General features: G+C 62.0%; 19 protein-coding genes and 1 tRNA gene. 4 read left to right on the top strand and 16 right to left on the bottom strand.

The genetic code is table 11. From position 1 onward, the window contains the following. The 7 genes from ABQM86_RS00090 to ABQM86_RS00120 form a co-directional block, all read right to left on the bottom strand. Positions 1-621 (bottom strand): GyrI-like domain-containing protein, encoded by a 621-nt coding sequence (locus ABQM86_RS00090; protein WP_369745598.1) that lies wholly within the window; start codon positions 619-621, stop codon positions 1-3. An 819-nt stretch (positions 622-1,440) separates the two neighbouring features. Continuing rightward, positions 1,441-2,040, bottom strand: coding sequence for a DNA-3-methyladenine glycosylase I (locus ABQM86_RS00095; protein WP_369745599.1), 600 nt, complete (start codon positions 2,038-2,040; stop codon positions 1,441-1,443). Positions 2,041-2,133: 93 nt separating this feature from the next. Continuing rightward, positions 2,134-2,850, bottom strand: coding sequence for an alpha-ketoglutarate-dependent dioxygenase AlkB (locus ABQM86_RS00100; protein WP_280625264.1), 717 nt, complete (start codon positions 2,848-2,850; stop codon positions 2,134-2,136). After that, positions 2,847-3,476, bottom strand: coding sequence for a methylated-DNA--[protein]-cysteine S-methyltransferase (locus ABQM86_RS00105; protein ID WP_207595596.1), 630 nt, complete (start codon positions 3,474-3,476; stop codon positions 2,847-2,849). Before ABQM86_RS00105 ends, ABQM86_RS00100 begins: the two co-directional genes overlap by 4 nt. Further along, positions 3,473-4,003 (bottom strand): RNA polymerase sigma factor, encoded by a 531-nt coding sequence (locus ABQM86_RS00110; protein ID WP_369745600.1) that lies wholly within the window; start codon positions 4,001-4,003, stop codon positions 3,473-3,475. The genes ABQM86_RS00105 and ABQM86_RS00110 overlap by 4 nt, the downstream gene beginning before the upstream one ends. Then, complete coding sequence (locus ABQM86_RS00115; protein ID WP_280625269.1) at positions 4,003-4,512, bottom strand: methylated-DNA--[protein]-cysteine S-methyltransferase; 510 nt, start codon at positions 4,510-4,512, stop codon at positions 4,003-4,005. The genes ABQM86_RS00110 and ABQM86_RS00115 overlap by 1 nt, the downstream gene beginning before the upstream one ends. Positions 4,513-4,557: 45 nt before the next feature. Beyond that, positions 4,558-4,812 (bottom strand): cell division protein CrgA, encoded by a 255-nt coding sequence (locus ABQM86_RS00120; RefSeq protein ID WP_089593065.1) that lies wholly within the window; start codon positions 4,810-4,812, stop codon positions 4,558-4,560. A 172-nt stretch (positions 4,813-4,984) separates the two neighbouring features. Between ABQM86_RS00120 and ABQM86_RS00125 the strand changes: the two genes are divergently transcribed. After that, positions 4,985-5,797, top strand: coding sequence for a class E sortase (locus ABQM86_RS00125; protein ID WP_369745601.1), 813 nt, complete (start codon positions 4,985-4,987; stop codon positions 5,795-5,797). A 170-nt stretch (positions 5,798-5,967) separates the two neighbouring features. Next, complete coding sequence (locus tag ABQM86_RS00130) at positions 5,968-6,609, top strand: aminodeoxychorismate/anthranilate synthase component II (RefSeq protein WP_280625274.1); 642 nt, start codon at positions 5,968-5,970, stop codon at positions 6,607-6,609. Between the two features lie 105 nt (positions 6,610-6,714). Here the strand turns inward: ABQM86_RS00130 and pknB are convergent, their stop codons facing one another. Genes pknB through ABQM86_RS00165 form a run of 7 tightly spaced genes read right to left on the bottom strand, consistent with a single transcriptional unit; the run spans position 6,715 to position 16,295 of the window. Then, complete coding sequence (gene pknB / locus ABQM86_RS00135) at positions 6,715-8,634, bottom strand: Stk1 family PASTA domain-containing Ser/Thr kinase (protein ID WP_369745602.1); 1,920 nt, start codon at positions 8,632-8,634, stop codon at positions 6,715-6,717. A gap of 9 nt (positions 8,635-8,643) precedes the next feature. Then, positions 8,644-10,488 (bottom strand): protein kinase, encoded by a 1,845-nt coding sequence (locus ABQM86_RS00140; RefSeq protein ID WP_280625280.1) that lies wholly within the window; start codon positions 10,486-10,488, stop codon positions 8,644-8,646. Beyond that, positions 10,485-11,942, bottom strand: coding sequence for a penicillin-binding protein 2 (locus tag ABQM86_RS00145; RefSeq protein WP_207595602.1), 1,458 nt, complete (start codon positions 11,940-11,942; stop codon positions 10,485-10,487). Before ABQM86_RS00145 ends, ABQM86_RS00140 begins: the two co-directional genes overlap by 4 nt. After that, a complete protein-coding gene (locus ABQM86_RS00150; protein WP_089593071.1) occupies positions 11,939-13,366 on the bottom strand; it encodes an FtsW/RodA/SpoVE family cell cycle protein in 1,428 nt (475 codons plus the stop codon). Before ABQM86_RS00150 ends, ABQM86_RS00145 begins: the two co-directional genes overlap by 4 nt. Next, a complete protein-coding gene (locus ABQM86_RS00155) occupies positions 13,363-15,057 on the bottom strand; it encodes a protein phosphatase 2C domain-containing protein (protein WP_369745603.1) in 1,695 nt (564 codons plus the stop codon). The genes ABQM86_RS00150 and ABQM86_RS00155 overlap by 4 nt, the downstream gene beginning before the upstream one ends. Before the next feature lie 3 nt (positions 15,058-15,060). After that, entirely contained in the window at positions 15,061-15,540 is a 480-nt protein-coding gene (locus ABQM86_RS00160; protein WP_172322000.1) for an FHA domain-containing protein, read from the bottom strand. Positions 15,541-15,545: 5 nt separating this feature from the next. Next, on the bottom strand, positions 15,546-16,295 hold the full coding sequence (locus ABQM86_RS00165) for an FhaA domain-containing protein (RefSeq protein WP_369745604.1): 750 nt from the start codon (positions 16,293-16,295) through the stop codon (positions 15,546-15,548). Between the two features lie 370 nt (positions 16,296-16,665). On the opposite strand from ABQM86_RS00165, the gene ABQM86_RS00170 reads away from it, so the two are divergent. Further along, positions 16,666-16,748 (top strand) — tRNA-Leu (locus ABQM86_RS00170). Positions 16,749-16,886: 138 nt separating this feature from the next. Here the strand turns inward: ABQM86_RS00170 and ABQM86_RS00175 are convergent. Together ABQM86_RS00175 and ABQM86_RS00180 are read right to left on the bottom strand one after the other, a co-directional pair. Beyond that, positions 16,887-17,585, bottom strand: a complete 699-nt coding sequence (locus ABQM86_RS00175) for a FadR/GntR family transcriptional regulator (protein ID WP_369745605.1) — start codon at positions 17,583-17,585, stop codon at positions 16,887-16,889. Between the two features lie 10 nt (positions 17,586-17,595). Beyond that, positions 17,596-18,723 carry a mandelate racemase/muconate lactonizing enzyme family protein gene (locus ABQM86_RS00180; protein WP_369745606.1) on the bottom strand — a complete coding sequence of 376 codons (1,128 nt, stop codon included), beginning with the start codon at positions 18,721-18,723 and terminating at the stop codon, positions 17,596-17,598. Positions 18,724-19,518: 795 nt separating this feature from the next. Here ABQM86_RS00180 and ABQM86_RS00185 point away from each other — a divergent pair. Beyond that, the gene (locus ABQM86_RS00185; RefSeq protein WP_369745607.1) at positions 19,519-20,106 is read left to right on the top strand and encodes a recombinase family protein; all 588 of its coding nucleotides are present in this window, start codon (positions 19,519-19,521) and stop codon (positions 20,104-20,106) included. Positions 20,107-20,206 lie beyond the last annotated feature (100 nt).

Consider the following 20,206-nt stretch of genomic DNA (forward strand, 5'->3'; position numbering starts at 1 on the left):
TCAGCCTGCAACCGGCATCACCGGCTGCCGCAGGATGGTCTTGAGTTTCTCCGGTGCGGTGCGGCGCGGATCGCCAAGATAGATTTCATGGTGCTTGCCGGTCATAACCAGTGATTGACCGGGAATGAACCTGTTGTGCATCTCCTCAAGCACGGGTGCCTCATCATCGTAGGACCCAATGTGGAGCGTCTGCACGCTCATGCCTTCCTCCAACGGCCCCAATCGGAGTTCATCCAAGGCCGGGGCCTCCCCCCTTTTGGCCACCACTTCGCGTGCTGCATCAAAATGCTCATGCGTGATCCAATCCGGAACCAGGTTCATCAACGTCCAGTCCCACTGTGACTTGTCCCTGGCGCTGGTGAAGGACTCCATGTCATCGGCCCACCAGAGGGCCTCCAAAGGCATCACACCGTAATCCTTGTTCAGCTCGTTCTTACTGAAGAACTTCAGCTTGTAGGCCACCGGATACAGGGTGGTCAGAGCGTCCTTGTAGGCCTGGGCGCTGTTGGGGTCTCCGTGGCCGTCGATCATCAGGAACTGCAGCGGTGGAACTGTTACTACCGAGAACTCGCCGTGCTTGGCGCTGTAGCTGGGGATCAGTTTCTTGAAGTCGCTCTTCATGCCACCACGGTACGCCCAAGCCCACACCGCGTCGGTGTACTCCGTTACGCCCAGCGGCAGTGGCGGCTGTCCGCGATGTTATCCACAACCGTTATCCACACTGTGTGTAACTTACATGCGTGTAGTTAGACCCGCTTCCGGTTGTTGGGGCCGTGAGATCGGTAGATATCCCCCGAAAGGCATGAATTTCTCCACACCTGTGGATAACTTTGTCCCCGTTGGCCCCGGATCTGTGGACAAACAGAGTGATTATGGGCCCAGTGTGGACAACCCTGTTAATTACGTCGCACAGCTGCGTGTATCAACAGGCTTATCAACATTGTTAATAACTTACACTCGTGTAGTTCAGGGCATTCCAAGGGCTCTGAGCCCCGTCATCGTGGGGATTTCCACTGAGAAACCCACAAGTTTTCCCCACCTGTGGATAACTTGTGCGTAGGTGGCTGTTATTAAGTGGGTAACTTTTTGGGCCCCTGCTGCCGGCCGTGTGATCAACGGGGCAGTGTGGCTGTGGAAGGCCGGAGCCGATGTGCCGCCGATGTGCCCCCCAAAGCAACCCAGGGCAAAGCCGGCAATCCTACGATGTTGAACATTCGGTGAAACTTGGGGCACTATCCACAGCCCAGTACACAGTGGGTAAAACTGTTCTTACCCGGAATGTGGCCAAAATTGGCGCCAGCCCAGCGATCCATGGCCGATTTCCATGGATGTCCACAGAGTTTATCCACGCCTGTGGATAAAGTTGCGCACTTCTGTGGACAAGGGCTGGGGGTTGCGGGGGTTGCCTCACGGGAATCACACCCACGCTGAGCCGATGGATCAGGCCCATACTCCCGACGACCCACGGCGATGACTGTCCATTAGATGGGTGTCAATGATGCCGATTGCTTCCATGAGGGCATACATGGTGGTGGGCCCAACGAAGGCGAAGCCCTTCTTCCGGAGTGCTTTGGAGAGTGCGACTGACTCAGGAGATGTTGTGGGAATGTCCGCATAGGTACGGGGAGCCGGGGTGGTGGGTGGCTGGAAAGACCATACAAAGTCCACCAGCCCTCCCTCTTCGCGCAGGGCAATAGTGGCCTTGGCATTGGTGATGGCTGCACGGATCTTGAGGCGGTTGCGGACAATCCCGGCATCCAGCATCAGCCGTTCGACGTCCTCATCTGTGAAGGCGGCGACGCTGTCCGGGTGGAAGTCCAGGAACGCAGTCCGGAATGCTTCCCGTTTCCGGAGAATGGTGGCCCATGACAGGCCCGCTTGGAAGGCCTCCAGACTGATGCGTTCGTACATGCCTTGCTCATCGCGGACAGGCATTCCCCACTCGTGATCGTAGTAAGCCTGCATGAGCGGGTCCGATGCAGCCCACAGGGGGCGGGCAAGGCCGTCCTCACCGACGACTGTGCCGTTGTCCGGGCTCATTCATGCTCCTCCGCTGCCGGGGCTCCTGGAACCCGCGGCCAGTTGTTGTGGCGTCTGGGGACATTCTGCCGGGTGGCCCTGACATTCATCGCCTCAAGACATTCCAGTTACCCTCATGGTGATGTTGATCCGTCCGTGCGACAGGCCGCAGTCCGCGGGAGCAGTTCCGGGAAAGACTTTGGGAATGCCGTGATAGGCAAACCTGGATGGCCCACCGAAGACAAACAGGTCTCCGGAGTGGAGTTTCACATCCGTATACGGCTTGGTTCGGGTCTTGGTATTGCCAAAGCGGAAGAGGCAGGCCTCGCCGATGCTGAGGGACACTACGGGTGCCCCCGAGCGTTCGTCTTTGTCCTGATGCATACCCATGGCTGCGCCGTCGTCGTAGAAGTTCACCAGTGCGGCGTCGGGCGTGTAGTTCGAGGCAAGATCGGTCACTGACCCTTCCGGGTCGGCTCCGGACGCGTAGGCATCCGCTACAGCCTTCCGTCCCAAACGAACCATCCAGTCCGGGAAATCGAGCACGGGACGGCCGTTGACGTCGGTGGCTTCCCGCGTGTACTTGTACGGTTGCCAATGCCACCCAAGGCACACGGTACGGACCGACATCCGGCGGCCGCCCGGAAGTGTTGCAGCCCGCAAAGGCACCGGACCTTGGGTCCATTCGACAAAGCGCCCCACAATCCACCGCTGCTGCTCGGCGTTGAGCCAGCCGGGGATATGGACCGCACCCGGGGCAATCAGCCGGGGTCCGGCGTCGTGCGTTTCAGGCTGCACCAGCTCCAACGGAAACAAGGCGTCATCGCTCACGCTGCTGCCTCCAAAGTCAGCAGCGCGCGTTTTGCCTCCGGTCCCCCGAGGTAGCCGCCGAAGCTGCCATCCGACTTCACTACACGATGGCAGGGGATGATGACGGGAATCGGGTTGGTGGCACAGGCAGTTCCAACAGCCCGGACCGCATTGGGGCTGCCCGCAGCCAAAGCAACGTCCGCGTAGCTTTCGGTCCGACCATAGGCAATCCGGGGCAGGTGCTGCAGCACATTCAGCCGGAACCCGCGGGACAGTCGGAAGTCCACGGTGAGATCGAACTCTGTCCGGGTGCCGCCAAAATACTCCTCGAGTTGCCGCGCAGCACTGTCCAACCGTGCCGGTGCCTGAAGAATGCGGGGACTGATGGTGTCGGACAAGCGCTGCAGGACTTCGGTGTGGTTTTCCACCTCAAAGGCCACCCGTACGATTCCCCGGTCGGTGGCAGCCAAGAGGAGTTTCCCCACAGGGGAATCCACCACTCTGTAAGCCACGTCCAGGGTGTGGGTCAGTTGGGCATCGCGGGCAAGCCGGGCGCGCAGGCTCGTAAGGGCGGGTTCCAGGCCGGCGTCGAGGGGTTCCAGGAGCGACAACACGTCCGCGTGGTCGGGGCTTGATTCAAGGGTCATCGGATTTCTCCCTTCGAAAGTGAATGTGCCAGCGCCGGAAGGTCAACCAGCACGCTGCGGAGGGCTTTGACGCCGTCAGTCCCTGCGCGTCTTGCAGCCTCAGGAGTACCTCCCAGGAGTGCGGCTACGTCCTTATAGGGAAGTCCAGCCAGGTAGTGATACGCCACGGCTTGCCGTTGTTTGGGTGGAAGATGGGCCACCGCGTCCAGTAACTCGATGTGGTCCCCACCGGGAATACCAAGGTGCGACGCATGCTCGGGCGGGGAATCCACCGGGACGGCCCGACGGTTGCCGGCGCGCAGGTGATCGATGCATTTTCGGTGCGCTATGGTGACAAGCCAGGCCTGCACGTTGGCGTCGTGCGGGAGGTCAGGATAGGCCTGGAGGGCAGCGAGGAAGGTATCTGACCAGGCGTCGTCGGCGTCGTGCACGCCCAGGACCGCACGGCACACCCGGAGGACGGTGGCCCCCTGTTCGTGCACTACCGATTCGAAGGGTTTTTTGCCGATCGCTTGCCGAAGCCCCATCAGAAAAGTTTTCCTTCTTTCACAGCCGCCGGTTCTTCCAGTTCAAGAAGGAAGCGTTTGTTCCGGAGGCCACCGGCATACCCGGTCAGTTGGCCCTTGCGTCCCACCACGCGGTGGCACGGAATGATGATGCTGATGGGATTCCGGCCGACGGCGGAGCCCACGGCCTGGGCCAGATGAGGATCGCCCAACTCAGCCGCCAACTCGCCGTAACTGACGGTCTCTCCGAAAGGAATGTCTTTTAGGCGTGTCCATACCTTTTCCTGGAAGGGGTTCCCGCGTGCCTCATGCGCTACGTCAAAAACGGTGCGGTGGCCACTCAGGTATTCGTCCAGTTCGTGCCGGACCCGGGTGAACACAGGATCCTCGAGCCCAACAGGAACCCCGAAGTAGTCGGGCGGAGGCATATGCCAGTGGCCCTCGTAGAAGATGCCCGTCAAAAATTCCCCGCGGGCAGTCAGCGTCAACTGCCCCAACGGGGAATCCATGGTGGTGTGCCGGATGCTCATACCTTGTAGACGTCTACGGGCACGGAAATGTGAGGTGCGGCTTTCCTAGGAGCGCCAGCGCGTGGTCATCAGGAAGCCCACAATGGCAATTCCGAAGCCGGCCACGATGTTCCATGAGGCCCAGTCCCGGACCGGGAATTGTCCCTCGGTGATGTAAAAGGTGATGATCCAGAGGAGGCCGAGGATCATGAGCCCGAACATGACGGCTTTGTACCAAACCGGGTTCGGCTTGTACTGCTGCGCTGCGGAAGCCTGCTGGTCCTGACGGGCAGGCCGCTTGCGGGGCTTGGACTCGGGCACGGATCCTCCTTGGCTGTACGTTGGTACCCGTTCCAGCCAGCCTTGATATCCTGCAGGAAGGAAAATTCCAGCGGTTAACGGCCACGCGGCGTTCCGGGTTGGTTCTAGCTGTCAAGTCTAGCCGCAACTCGGGGTCCGCCCGCCGCGCCCGCGCCCTATCCGAGGAGACGCTGTGACGCATCAGCAGACGACGGCAACTTCTGCCGTGCCGTCCGGGCGCCGCGGGCAGGAAGAAACTCCCCGGACGCGCCTCCGCGCTTCGGACGTCATCCGAAAACTCAGCCAGATCCTGGGTGAACTCCTCATCACGGCCGGTGTCGTCCTGCTGCTGTTTGTGGGCTGGCAACTGTGGTGGACCAACGTTGAGGCAGACGCCAAACAGGCGGAAGCCATCCAGAACTTCGCCCAGCAACTCACAGGGCCCGTTACTCCATCGGAGTCCGCGACCCCGGCGGACTACGGGGATCCAGTCGTGGGAACAGCCCCTGCCAACGGGGAAACGATCGGGATCATGTACATTCCGCGTTTCGGTGCCGACTACACCCGTCCCATCATCGAAGGAACCGGCGCGGACGTTCTGGACACGCTGGGCTTGGGACACTACGGAATCACCAGCATGCCCGGCGCAATCGGGAACTTTGCGGTGGCCGGCCATCGGCAGACACACGGAGCGGTCCTGGACAGCATCCACACCCTGGTTCCCGGGGACAAGATCTACGTTCAGACCGCTGACGGGTACTACACCTACGTCTTCCGCAACAACCAGATCGTGCTTCCCAACCGCACTGATGTATTGCTGCCCGTGCCTACCCAGAAGGGCGTCGCGCCTGAGGAGAGAATCCTTACCATGACCAGTTGCAACCCGCGTTTCGGTTCGCAGGAACGCATCATCGCCTACTCCGTCATGGAAAGCTGGCAACCGGCCTCAGCAGGACCGCCGTCGGACATTGCCGCCCAAGTAGCCCAGGCCCAAGGAAAGGGGTAGCGGATGTACGCGTGGATTTTCCGTAATCTACCGGGACCCGTCTGGGTGCGGATCCTGACCTGTTTGGTATTGGTGGCAGCAGCCCTGGTACTGATGGTCCAGTTCCTCTTCCCCTGGTTCTCCCAATTCACCACTTTGACTGACTCAACGATTGGTTTAGTGCAGCAGCCATGAGCACAACAAAAATTCTTGTAGTAGATAACTACGACAGCTTCGTCTACACCTTGGTGGGATACCTCCAGGAGCTCGGCGCGGAGACCACCGTGGTCCGCAACGACGACGTGACACTCGCCGAGGCCACTGAGCTCGCAGCAACGCGGGACGGCGTCCTCGTCTCGCCGGGTCCCGGAACCCCGGCCGAAGCCGGCGTCTGCATCGAGCTCATCAAGTGGTGCGGCGACAACAGCAAACCGATGTTCGGCGTCTGCCTGGGACACCAGGCCCTGGCCGAGGCGTACGGCGGGGTGGTGACCCATGCCCCTGAACTCATGCACGGCAAGACGTCCCCCGTCAGTCATGAAGGTAAGAGCGTTTTCGCCGGGCTCCCCTCGCCCGTGACGGCAACGCGCTACCACTCACTCGCTGCGGTTCGCGATTCCATCCCGGATGTCCTGGAGATCACTGCCGAAACCACCAACGGCGTAGTGATGGGCTTGCAGCACAAGACCGCACCTCTTTGCGGTGTCCAGTTCCACCCGGAATCGGTCCTCACAGAAGGCGGGTACCAGATGCTCGGCAACTGGTTGGAGTCCTTGGGGATGGCCGGAGCGGCCGAACGCGCGGCCAAACTGAGCCCGCTGATCAAGCAGTAAGTGGCGGGGCTGCGGCGGTCGGCAGCGACCGCCGCCCTCCGCGTGCTAGCTCGTTCCTCGCTTTGATGCACGCTTCCGGGCGCCGGCCCGCTGCCTTCGGTCCGGCTATTTCTTGGTGGCCGTCGGTTTGGGGGTCGGCTTGTCCGTCTCCGTGGGCGTTGGAGTGGGAGTGGGCGTCGGGGTGACGGGGGCCTTGGCCACCGTGATGGTGACGGACTTACCCTGATCCACTTCGGTGTTGAACGTCTCGCTCTGGGCCGTTACGGTGCCGGGCGCTACCTCGGAGTTCTCCTGCTCCACCACCACCATGGGCAAGCCGTTGGTCTTGAGCGAGGCTTCCGCTTCAGCCACCGGCAAGCCAATCAGCTGGGGCATGAGTACCTTGCCCGAGGAGACCTGGAGTTCCACCTTGGAGCTGATGGCGATGGCTCCGCCGGGGGCCGGGCCGGTGTTGATCACTAAGCCCACAGGCACAGTAGCGCTGTGCGTCCGGACAGTCACGATATCGCCGGTGATACCCAGCCTGCGCAGGGCGTCACGGGCGTCGGGCTCCGTACGGCCCACGATGTCGGCCGGAATGGTTACCGAGCTGGGTCCGCTGGAAATCTTGAGGACAACTTCGGCGTCCTGGTCGAGCATTGAACCTGCAGTGGGCGATGTGCCAATGGTCATGTCCTTGGCCACCGTGTCACTGGCTTCGCGCACCGTTTTAGGCACCAGCTTGGCCGAATAGAGTTCCTGGATGGCTTGGGACTCTGTCATGTTGGCCACCACGGGCACAGCGATCTTGGCCGGGACCGGCGGTTGCGCGTTCATGAGGTTGTAAAGCCAGAAACCGCCGCCTGCCAGCACGATAAGAGTGAAGATCACCAGAGTTGCAGCCCACGCACGACGGCGGCTCTTCTGGCCCGCTGTACGCTCGCGTTCCGGTGGGAGGCCCAAAGGAAGGACCTCCTCCGGCTGTTGTTCAGCGGGCTCGTCCTTATACTCCGCTTCCTTGAACTGGTCAGCGGCAAGAAAGCCCACTGCGGTGGAGCTCAGGAGTTGGGTATCCGGGTCCTCTTGGTCCACAAGGTCGTTCGGATCAGTGGGTGCCTCGCTTGCCGGGACAGCCGGGACGGGAATGCCGTTGCTTGCCGCGCGCAGGGCGCGGCGGAAGGAAGCAGCGTCCTGGAAACGGTCTGTCCGGCTCTTCTGCAGGGCCTTGGCAAGGACCGAGTCGAGGGCTTCGGAAACGTCGGGATTGTGCGAGCTGGGCATATCCGGGATTTCGCGGACGTGCTGGTAGGCCACCGAGACCGGGCTGTCGCCGACAAACGGCGGCCGGCTGGTCAGCAGTTCATAGAGGAGGCAACCCGCCGAATAGAGGTCGCTGCGGGCGTCCACGGTTTCGCCGCGGGCCTGCTCCGGTGAAAGGTACTGTGCCGTGCCTACGACGGCCTGGGTTTGGGTCATGGTGGCAGCGGAATCTGCCATGGCGCGTGCAATGCCAAAGTCCATGACTTTGACGTCTCCGGTGTCAGCACAAACCATGACATTGGCTGGCTTGATGTCGCGATGGACGATTCCCGCACGGTGGCTGTATTCCAGGGCGGCCAGGACACCCAGGGTGTAGCCGATGGAATTCTCAACGCCCAGTTCGTTCGCCTTGATCATGTCCCGCAGGGTGCGCCCTGCGACGTATTCCATGACGATGTACGGAACACGAACGTCCTCGCCGGGGCCACCCGGGACGGAATATTCGCCGGTATCGAAAATGGCCACGATGGACGGATGGTTCAGCGCCGCAACGGCTTGTGCCTCACGTTTGAACCGGGCTTGGAACTGCGGATCGCGGGCCAGATCTGCACGCAGGATCTTGACCGCGATGGTCCTCCCCAGCAAAGTATCCGTTCCGCGGTATACGTCCGCCATGCCACCACGACCGATCAAATCACCGAGTTCGTAGCGTTCATTGAGGATGCGCTGTGAAGACACAGGTGTGCTCTCCTCTCGATGCGCGGGACCTTGGCGTGGCGTAGACATGGGACTCAGTTAGTTGCTCGGGCTGCCAGTGCCGCTGGGGCTGGCGCTTGAGGAACCGGGGTTGGTGGGTACAACGGCCTTGGACAGGAAGTAGGTCACTGTAGAACCTGCGGGAACCTCAGCTCCAGCCGCCGGCGAAGACCTTACGAACGTACCGGCCTGTTGGCCTACGGCTCCGTTCACCGGATCCCCGGCTACCCACCGCAGTCCGGCGCCCTCAATGGCCGCGCGAACCTGTGACTCGCTGGCTCCCACGCTGATGGTGGGGACGGCGACCGCTTCAGGTCCCTTGGAGTACTGAACCGTGATGGTTTGTCCCGGATCAACAGGCCCTGTGGGGTTGATGTCTACCACTGTCCCTGGAGCAGCCGGGTTGAAGACCTCCACACCGTCGACGCCGAGGCCCAGATTGCGGAGTTCCGCGCTGACGGTTTGGAAGGGCTGACCCAGATACTGCTCGGGGATCACGTTGATCTTCTGCGGCGTTGACTGCGTCGGCGAGGGTGCCTCGGACGTAGGAGGAGGTGTCGTCGCTGTTGGCGTAGCCGAGGTCGACGTCGGGCTCGCCGACCGGCTGGTGCTGGCAGTGGTGGACTGGCTCGGGCTGGGGGTCGGCGAGAAGAACCCGGACTGGGTGATCAGGAAACCGACCAGCGCGAACAGCACCAGCAGGATCAAGGCAACCATCGGCCAAGTCCAGGGGCTGCGCTTCTTGCGTTCCGGCTCGCCATCGTCGAAGTTCTCGTCATCGGTGTAGACGACTTCCTCGTCGTCGTTCAGCTGACGCTCTGCCTCCAGGGCGTTGGCGCGTGACAGCGGATTGTCGGACGAGGCCGCGGCCGCTCCCACAGCAGCTCCGGCTGCACCGGCGCCCAGCACCGGAAGTGCGGAGGTCGCCGTCGACGACTGCTCTTTTCCGTAAGGCGAGGTGACGACGCCGGTGGGGGCCGTCGCGGTGTCTACAGGCGCTGTGATGGGTCCGGTAGTGGATTCGAACAGCAGCATGCCGGGTACGGCGGCATGGGCCGTGGCGATGTCGCCGTTGCGGATGGCCTCGGCGGCTTCGGCCAGCTTGATCGCGTTGGCAGGACGGTTCTTGGGATCCTTGGCCAGCATGGACATCAGGAGGGCGCGGACGGGTGTCGGCAAGGTCTCCGGCAGGGGCGGCGGCGCGTCGTTGACCTGCGCCAGGGCAATGGCGATCTGCGATTCGCCGGAGAACGGACGGTGGCCGGTGAGGCACTCGTAGCCGATGACACCCAGTGAGTAGATGTCCGAGGAACCCGTGGCGGTCTGGCCGGTTGCCTGCTCAGGAGCCAAATACTGGGCGGTGCCCATGACCTGGCCGGTCTGTGTCAGCGGAACTTGGTCCGCCAAACGGGCAATGCCGAAGTCGGTGACCTTGACGCGGTTGTCCGGCGTGATCAGCAGGTTGCCGGGCTTGATGTCGCGGTGGACCAGGCCCTGCGCGTGTGCCACGGCAAGGGCGCGGGCAGTCTGCGCGATGATGGAGAGCGTCATGTCCGGAGACAGCACCTGCTCCCGCTCGAGGATTCCGCTCAAGGGATGACCCGGAACGAGCTCCATGACCAAATAGGCCGAGCCGGCTTCTTCGCCGTAATCAAAGACGTTGGCGATGCCCACGTGGTTGAGGAGGGCGGTGTGCCGTGCCTCGGCACGGAACCTCTGGAGGAACCCGGGGTCACCCGTGTATTCCTCTTTGAGCACCTTGATGGCAACGATCCGGCCGAGGATCTGGTCCTTGGCCTTCCAGACCTCGCCCATGCCGCCAATCGCAATACGACTGGTCAGTTGGAACCTGCCGCCGAGTGTGATTCCCGAAGTAGGCCTCACTTATTCAACACCGCCTCAAAAATCTTCTTTGCGTTCGGACTGGTTAGCTGGGCACCGCTGAGCACATCCACACCTTCCATGACGATGGTGACGGCTACTTGCGGGTCGTTTGCCGGGGCGAACCCGGTAAACCATGAGTTGTTCAAACCTGAATCGCCGAGCTCCGCAGTACCGGTTTTGCCGGCTACCTTGACCCCGGACACGGCTGCTCCCTTGGCAATGCCGTTGTCCACGGCACTGGTCATCCACTCGGTGATTTGGGCCGCGATGGGCTGGGTGGTGCTGGTACGGAGCGCCTCGGGCCTGAGTTCGCTGATGACCCGGAGGTCAGGAGCTCGGACCGTCTTGATCAGGTTCGGCTTCATCTGCACACCGCCATTGGCGATCGCGGCCGTCATCATGTTGATCTGCAGCGGGGTGGCCTTGACGTCGCGCTGGCCCACGGAGGACTGTGCGAGCTGGGCCTGGTCGAGGTCCTCGGGGAAAATACTGGGCGCCTGCTGGAGCTTGAGCTGATCGCCGAAGGTCTCGCCGAAGCCAAACTTCTGTGCCTGTTCGCGGATGGCATCCTGGCCCAGGTCCAGCGCAATGCTGGCAAACGGAGTATTGCAGGACTGCTCCAGGGCAAAGGCGAACGACGCCGTCTCCCGGACGTTGCAGTTGCCACCGGCGTAGTTGGGCAGGCTGGCACTGGAACCGGGCAACGGCAGGCTGCTGGGGTTCGGCAGCTCGCTGTCCTTGTTGTACTTGCCTGAGTTCAGAGCAGCAGCTGTGTCGATGAGCTTGAAGACCGAACCCGGCGAGAGCAGGTTGCCCGTGGGGCCGCTGACGTTTTGGTTCAGGTTGATGCCCGGGACCTGGTTCAGCTCTGCGTAGCTTGCTTCTGCGGCGGCCGTGTCATGGGTCGCAATCAGATTGGGGTCGTAGGACGGTTTGGACACCATGGCCAGAACGGCACCGGTCCTCGGGTTGGTAACCACGATGGATCCACGCTGGCCATCGGGTATGAGGTCATAGGCCAACTTTTGGATTTCAGGATCCAGGGTCAGTTCTACCGATGCGCCCTTCGGCTCGTTGCCTAGGAACATCTGGCTGATGCGGTCCAGGAAGAGCTGGTCCGAGTTGCCGGCGAGGGTGTCCTCCATGGAGAGTTCCAAGCCGGTTGAACCGAAGCCCTTGGAGAAGTAACCGGTAATGCCGGCGTAGAGCTCAGGCTGGTTGTACTTGCGCTGGAACGCGCAGGACTCTGTGCCGGCAACAGACTCAGCCACCGGCTTGCCGCCGACGATGATGGCGCCGCGGTCGTTGCAGAACGAGGCGAGGATGGCGCGCTGGTTCCAGGGATTGGCGTTGAGGTCGTCAGCGCCAATCACCTGGACATAGCTGATGGCGCCGAAGATCAACGCGAACATGGCGACGGCCGCCATCCAGGAGCTGCGAATAGCCTGGTTCATTGGTGCTTCACCGCCTCTGTTGGTGCGCTGGGTGTCTGTCCTGTGGTGGGTTTACGTGCGGGCGCGCTGCTGCTGGCAGGGGGCTTGCCCACCATGGGAGTGGTGTCCACCGGCCCGCGGGCCGTGTTGGAGATCATGAGCAGCAAGCCGACGATGATCCAGTTGGCCAAGAGCGAGGAACCACCGGCTGCCAGGAAGGGTGTGGTCAGGCCCGTCAACGGAATGAGCCGGGTGACACCGCCGATGACGACGAAGCACTGCAGGGCGATCGCGAAGGACAGGCCGCACGCCAGGAGTTTCCCGAAGGCATCGCGGGTACCGAGGGCGGCGCGGAAGCCGCGCGTGAAGAGCAGCAGGTACAGCATGACGACGGCGAAGAGGCCGATCAGGCCAAGTTCCTCGCCGATGAGGGCCACAATCATGTCGCTGTTGGCGAACGGAACCAGGTCCGGGCGGCCTTGGCCAAGGCCCGTACCAACCAGCCCGCCGTCGGCCATGCCGAACAAGCCCTGCACAATCTGCCCACTGCCACCGGGCGACCTGCCGAAGACCTCCGGGGTGAAGGCGTTGATCCAGCTGTCGATGCGGAAAGCCACGTGCGAGAAGATCTGCGAGGCAATGAATCCGCCGCCAAGGATCAGCAGCAGGCCAATGACAACCCAGGAGATACGGCTGGTGGCCACGTAAATCATCACGATGAACAGGCCGAAGAAGAGGATGGAAGAACCGAGGTCACGTTGGAAGACCAAGACCCCAATGCTCACCAGCCAAGCGGTGATCATGGGCCCGAGGTCCTTGAACCGCGGGAACTGCATGGGGCCGATCTTCCGGCCGGCCAGGAGGATGAGATCCCGGTTGGAGGAAAGGTACCCGGCAAAGAATATGGCCAGCGTGATCTTGGCGATCTCACCTGGTTGGAACGTCATGGGTCCCACTCGGATCCAGACGCGGGCACCGAGGATTTCACCGGCGGAAATGCCCGGTATCAAGGGAAGGATCAGCAGGAACGCACTGGCTGCCAGTGAGATGTACGTGAAGCGGCGCAAAATCCGGTGGTCCTTGAGGAACCAGATCACGGCGATGGATACTGCCATGGCAATCAGGGTCCAGCGGAGCTGGTTGTTGCCCGTATCGTCACCTGGACCGTCCATGCGGTGGATCAGGGCAAGCCCCAGACCGTTCAAGGCCACGACAATGGGAAGTATTACCGGATCGGCATACTTCGCGCGGAGCCTGAGGACCATGTGGAAGGCAAAAGCCGCCACGGCCAGCAAGCTCGACTGGAACCAGAAGTCCCGGTCCAGGCCGACGTCGGAGTTGATGCTCACCAAGGCACTCGCGCCAACGCCTACGGCAAGGGCCAGCACGATGAGGACAAGCTCAACGTTCCGGCGTGGTTTGGGAGCAGTTTCAGTCTGAATCACTTGGCCGCCTCACAGGGAGTCGGGACGGGCGAAGGTGTAGCAACGGCTGCAGTACTCGGTACGGGCACGGTGCTGGTGGGCGACGGCGTGGCTGTCGCTGTCGCCGGAGCAGTGGTGGGGCAGTTGGCTGAGGCGCTGCCGGTGTTCTTCAGGTTCTCCACAATGGCCTGTGCGTCGTCGAGGTCACCTGCGGGAACCGTCTGGCGTACGCTCTGCTGACCGTATTCCGGCAATGAATCCACCTTGATATCGGTTACGGCTTCGAGCCGGGAGAGCTGGATGGGGCCGAGTCGCTGCGAGATGCCATTGAAGATGGCGACGCGCTGATCGTATTCGCCCACGTAATAACGGGTTTGGGTCCACGCGTAGCCAAGCCATAGGCCAACTACGACTCCCACTACAACAACCGCTGCGACGGCGGGCATCAACCAGCGGACGCGGCGCCGTGCAGGTTCCTCGACGTCCAGTCGATCCTGTTCGGCCTTGTGGGTGAGGACGGTGGCAGCCCTGCGGGCAACCGTCCGGCCTGCCACAGTAGGGATGGAGCCGGTCTCCGCAGCTGTTGCCGCAGCGCCGACCAGCTCATGGGGGCGGCTGGCCAATTCTTCGCGCAGGACCTCAGCGGACAGGTGCTCGCCCAGGTGCGGATCCGTGGTGATGGGAGGTTCTTTGGACTCATCCGAGGATGTGGACGCCTCGTCGGATTCGTCGTCTGTGGCGCTGGGGTCGGTGGCACTGAATGACGATCCAGCTTCGGCCTCCCTCGCGGCCTTCTCCTTGGGCTCGGCCTGCGTGTCCTCGGCCGACTTGGTGGCGGAAGGACCCACAGAGGGCTTGGAGGCGGTGACCGCCCCGGGCTCGTCCACCGCGGCAAGCGCCGCAGCCGGAACGACGTCGACGGCGGCCGTGTTGACGTCGTCGTCGGTCTCTTCCACGATCTCCAACATCACTACGGTGACGTTGTCCGGGGCGCCGGCTTCCAGCGTGAGATCAACCAGGATCTCAGCGCATTCGCGAAGGTCCTTGGTCTCACGAACTATGCGCTCCACCACGTGCCCGGCCACGTAGTTGAGGCCATCGGAGCAGAGCAGCCAGCGTTCGCCGGGTTCGACGTCGAGGACGTCCAGGTCCAGTTCCGGGCTGGCATCGACGTCGCCAAGGACGCGCATCAGGACGTTCTTGTGGGGATGGGTTTCGGCTTCTTCGGGACGCAGGCGTCCCTCGTCAATGAGCCGCTGCACGAACGTGTGGTCGATGCTGATTTGCTCAAACTTCTTGTTACGCAGCCGATATGCGCGGGAGTCACCAATGTGCGCGAAGTGGAGCTTGCGGTCTTCCAGGAGGAGGGCAGTCACAGTAGTTCCCATGCCGGAAAGCTTGGGATTCTGGTGAACAAGCTCCGAAAGCAGCGAATTGGCCGTCTGGATCTCATCCGCGAGGACAGTCTCTGCGCCGTCAGGATAGTCGTCATGATCGAGGTGGATCATGTCCAGCACCGTTGACGCCGAGGCAACATCGCCGCCGGCGTGACCACCCATACCGTCGGCCACGACTGCAAGATGGCGGCCCACGTACGCGGAGTCGTCATTCTTGGAGCGGATCCGTCCGACGTCGGAACGCGCCGCGTAGCGCATGATAAGCGGGCGCTCCGCGGGCTTTTCCTTGCCTTCGGTGGTCTCGGGGGAGGCCATGGACTACGGCCTCAATTCAATGACCGTCTTGCCGATTCTCACGGGGACGCCAAGCTCAACCGGCAATGCACGGGTGAGCTGTTGATCGGCCAAGTAGGTGCCGTTGGTGGAGCCCAGGTCCTCAATGAACCAGCGGCTGCCTTGCGGGAACAAGCGTGCGTGCCGGCCCGAAGCGTAGTCGTCTTCCAGGACCAGGGTGGCTTCCTGCGCGCGGCCCAAAAGAATGGGGCTGGCGGCCAAGGGGACAGTGGTGCCCTTGAGTGGACCCTCTGTCACCACCAGATTGCGGGCATGCTGGATGGCTGGCGGCGGGGAAGCAGCCAGTTCCGGATGCTTGCGGACTTCGCGGGCTGTGGGAACTCCGGTGACGGCTTTACGGCCGATCTGGAAGTCGCGGCGCATGGTGGAGACAATGCTGAAGATCAAGACCCACAGCAGCAGGAGGAACCCGAAGCGAAGCGCTGTGATGGTCAGTTCGCTGATGTCGTTCACGCGTTGCCACCCGGGGTTTGGGGGAGAAGGCGGAAAATGATCTTGGTACGTCCCATCGTGATGGTTGAGCCGTCTGTAAGTTCCACGCTGCCGTTTACCTTATGCCCGTTGACGTAGCTGCCGTTGGTGGAGCCAAGGTCAACGGCCCACGTGCTGCCGTTCTGTGTGCGGACCTCAAGGTGTTTCCGGGAGACGCCGGTGTCATCCACCAGGATGTCGGCCTCCGAGGAGCGTCCCAGCACCACGGACTGGGCATTGAGGGAGTACCGCTGGCCACCAATGTCCAGAACTGGCTGGAGACGGGTGGGACGCCGGGCCGGTGCGGCCGGAACGTTGGCCCGTGGGGCCTGGGGGGCGGAAGCGGCGTCATCGGAGGATTTTTCGGTCCGGGAAGTGATCTCAAAGTGCCCGGCACGTTCTTCGTCATTGCGGCGGAACGAAATCCTGACTGCGCCTTGGAGCGTGTAGCCCTGGCTGCGGACGTGCTGGATGACGACGTCGCAGAGTTCCTCTGCCAAGGGAGTTCCCCATTCCTGGGCCCTGGCAAAATCTTCGTCACTGAGCAGGACATCGAAGACATTGGGAGCGAGGGTGCGGCCGGCAGCGATGGTGATGGACTTGTTGTCCAACTCGCGCCTCAACTTGCTCGCAATCTCCACCGGCTCAACACGTGCCCGCGACCCTGTGGAGAAGACGTTGCGAACGGCTTTTTCAATGCCGCGCTCGACTTTGTCCAGCAAACCCATGTCCTTCTCCTTTCCTTGCCGCGGCACCCGTTGTGCCTGGTCCGATAGTCCGTCTGCGCACACGGCGAAGTACGCGCCTGACGGCCCTTCCACTTCCCGATACTACTGGGACTGACTGGGAATGGCCTTAATCCACAACGCCTTGCGACCCGGAAAAGTTCGCTCCCGGCCCTCGCTGGTGCGGGAGGCGGCCCATGAAATTTCCGTGGAGTTCCGCCGCTGGGACGGGATTTTTCCGGGCTCCGGGGTCTCGCGGAGGGGGTGCCATCTCCCGATTGGTGTTTTGCCGGGAATGTCCGTTATGCTTGATCTCGCTGCTTTTGAAGGAAACGAAGCTGGGAAACCCGCTGAATCTGGAAAAAGAAGTTGCGCGCGAGTGGCGGAACGGCAGACGCGCTGGCTTCAGGTGCCAGTATCCGAAAGGGTGTGGGGGTTCAAATCCCCCCTCGCGCACGCATTTGAAAGAGCCCCGGTCTTAGGACCGGGGCTCTTTTGTTTTCCAGAGGATCCCAACTGGGTGACAGATAACGTTCTGTTGGCGCTTCGTAGGAGCAGTTGCTGTTACCTAGTTGGGCGAGGCGCGCGGAACCGTCAGCTGCGCGCAGAACCCGTGAACCGGCGTCGTGAGTTGCTCAGGTGCAGGCGCATGGCTGCCGCGGCAGCCACTTGATCACCCTCTGCGATTGCTGCGTATATAGAGGAGTGCTCGTGGACGACCTGGGCGAAGCGTTCGGGGGAGTCCTGGTCTACGCTGGCGACGAGGCGCGGGCGGGGCATGGTGATCATGGTTTGGCCCAGGGCGGAGATGCAATCCGTATAAAAGGGGTTGCCTGTAGCTGCAGCCACGGCGCGGTGGAACTCGAAATCCGCTTTCATGGAGTGCGCCGGGTGGCCTGAACTCGCGGTGAACTGTTCCAAGGCGCCGTGCACGGCCTTGAGTTGGTGTTCGGTGTGGTTTTTCGCTGCCAATGCGGCAGCTTCGGTCTCGACGCCGATCCTGAAATCGAGCATCTGCAGCCGGTCTTCCATGCTGGATACCGAGCGTGTTCCTGGCGCTGCTGCTGGACCTTCCGCGGGCGGGGTCAGCGCGAAGCTGCCGCGCCCGCGTTCGGTTTCCACCAATCCCTCGGCTTGCAGTCGGGTCAGGGCCGAGCGGACGACCGTCCGGCTCACCCCGAACTCGCTGATGAGGGTGTTTTCGCTGGGGAGCTTCTCACCTGGTTGGATGGCGCCGTCGACGATGCGGTTGCGGAGGTCGGCGGCGAGATCCGCGGTCAGGTTTCGGCTCATGGGTTCAAGATTACGCGCCGAACTCCACTGATTCCGAGGTCCACGCGCGGGCTTGATCGCTGAGCGTGACGCCCAAACCGGGACGGTCCGGGACGATCATGCGGCCGTTTTTGGTCTCCAGGCGTTCCTCGAACAGGGGGTCGAGCCAGTCGAAGTGCTCCACCCACGGCTCGCGTGGGTACGCGGCGGCCAGGTGCAGGTGGATCTCCATGGCGAAGTGCGGTGCCAGGCCGAGTCCGCGTTCGTCCGCAAGGGCGGCGAGGCGCAGGAACTGGGTGATGCCGCCGACGCGGGGGGCGTCGGGCTGGATGATGTCGCAGCTGTTGGCGTTGATGAGGCCCTTGTGTTCAGCAACGGATGCGAGCATCTCGCCCGTTGCGATGGGCGTATCCAGGATCTGGGCCAAGTGTGCGTGGCCCTCGAAGTCGTAGGCATCCAGTGGTTCTTCGATCCAGATGAGGTTGAATTCCTCCAACTGACGGCCCATGCGCAGCGCCGTGGCACGGTCCCACTGCTGGTTGGCGTCCACCATGAGCGGGACGTCCCAGCCGATGTGCTCGCGGACTCCGGCCACGCGGCGCAGGTCTTCTTTGGAATCAGGCAGGCCGACCTTGATCTTGATGCCGCCGATGCCCTCATCGATGGACCGGGTGGCGCGTTCCTTGACCTCGTCCAGTGTGGCGTTGAGGAAGCCGCCTGAGGTGTTGTAGGTCTGGACGGAGTCGCGGTAGGAGCCGAGCAGTTTGGCCAGGGGGAGTCCGGCACGCTTGGCTTTGAGGTCATAGAGTGCGATGTCGATCGCGGCAAGTGCCTGCGTTGCCACGCCCGAGCGGCCCACCGATGCGCCGGCCCAGAGGAGCTTGGTGTAGATCTTGCCGATGTCGTTCGGGTCCTCGCCGATAATGCCTTCGGCGACTTCCTTGGCGTGGGCGTACTGTGCGGGTCCGCCTGCACGCTTGGAGTAGCTGAAGCCGATGCCGCTGTGGCCCTGCTCCGTGGTGATCTCGGCGAACAGGAACACTACTTCGGTCATGGGCTTCTGCCTGCCGGTGAAGACTTTCGCGTCGCTGATCGGTACGGTGAGGGGCAAACGAGCCGTGGACAGCTTGACGTGGCGAATGAGATCTACGGTGCTCATGGTTCTCCTAGTGGGTGCGGCATCCTTGCCTGCCACTTAGGATACAAGTTATGTACTTGTGCTACAAGAGTTGATTGACTCTTCTGGCTGGGCGCCGCTATTTATGTGCCAGGGCGGCTCGGATGTTCACCGGATGGCGCTGCGGCCACTGGAGAAATAGTCTACGACGGCGGACAGCCCGCCTTGGTTGTGGAGGCGTACACCACGGGTGCCGAGAAGGTGATCCTGCGCAAGATGTGGTTGGTGTGCTGTTTTGGTGAGGGGCTGAGGGGCTGAGGGGCTGAGGGCGGGACGGTCAGTGCTTTGGAATGATGCCCTGCGTCGATCCTTGGTGACCCCGCGGCCGAAGAAGCCCTCATCGTGAGCCGCGTAGCGTGAATGAGTAGACCTGCACTACGCGGCATCTTTGTTAGGTAGTAGTCGCGAGGGGTCCGCGCGCCCAGGGAAGAGTATCTACCAGGTGCCGGGTGCTGACGAAGCCATCCAGTTGGTCAGAGGGTTTGGCAAACGTTTTTGAAGTCGACGGGGGCAGGGGTCAGAGGGTCTCGCTGGAGTTGTTTGAGGCCAAATAATTAAAGGCAGCCGTTTCAGTCGAGCATCGGATCTTGGGGTGCAGAACCGCCACCCCGAGCGTATGTCTCATAAATCTAAAGGTTTCCAAGACGGAAGCCTCAGTCCGGAAAATACTCGGGAAGCACCTTTGAATCCAGGGTTTCCTTTGTCTCGTAAAGTCGCCTCAGCACAAAGTGTCCTATATGCGCGGAATGAGGGAGTTTCCAAGACAGAATGAGACGCATGAGGTTACTTGGTTACACCAGGGTCAGCACCAGGGCCCAAGATGCACAGCTGCAGCTGGATTCGCTCGCTTCCGCAGGTGTGCAGCGACGTGACATCTTCTCGGACGTTACCTCCGGCAGCAGGGCCGCGGTCGAACGACCCGGAATGAAGAAGCTGCTCGAGTATGCCGAGGCAGGGGACACGGTGGTGGTATGGCGGGTGGACCGGTTGGGCCGGTCACTGATTGATGTGCTGAACACCGTAAATCTTTTACGGGGTAGGGGAGTGGAGCTCCGTTCCATCTCTGATGGTATTGATCCGGCGACCACCAGTGGTCGGCTGATGCTGAACATGCTCGCCACCTTGGCTGAGTACGAACGTGAACTCATCACAGAACGAGTAAATGCAGGCATCGCCGCTGCTAAAGCTTCGGGGACCAGATTCGGGCGGCCCTTTGTCGACCCTGCAGTCATCGCCGACAAGCTTGCCATCGTCCGGGATGCTCGGGCCAAAGGTAAGACAGCTGCGGAGGCAGCCGGGCTGGTGGGGTGGAGCCGGGCAACTTTGTACCGACACCAAAAAGCGCTAGTGGCCACTGAAAGGTAAAGGAAGTTTGAGGACAGCCACTCCGAGGCGACGTCTTAGATCAAATTCGTAAACGGGTAGTGACCGGTGTTGGGGGGCGGCAGCAAAGCCTGGGGATTCC

Source organism: Paenarthrobacter sp. AMU7 (assembly GCF_041200195.1).
Taxonomy (GTDB): domain Bacteria; phylum Actinomycetota; class Actinomycetes; order Actinomycetales; family Micrococcaceae; genus Arthrobacter.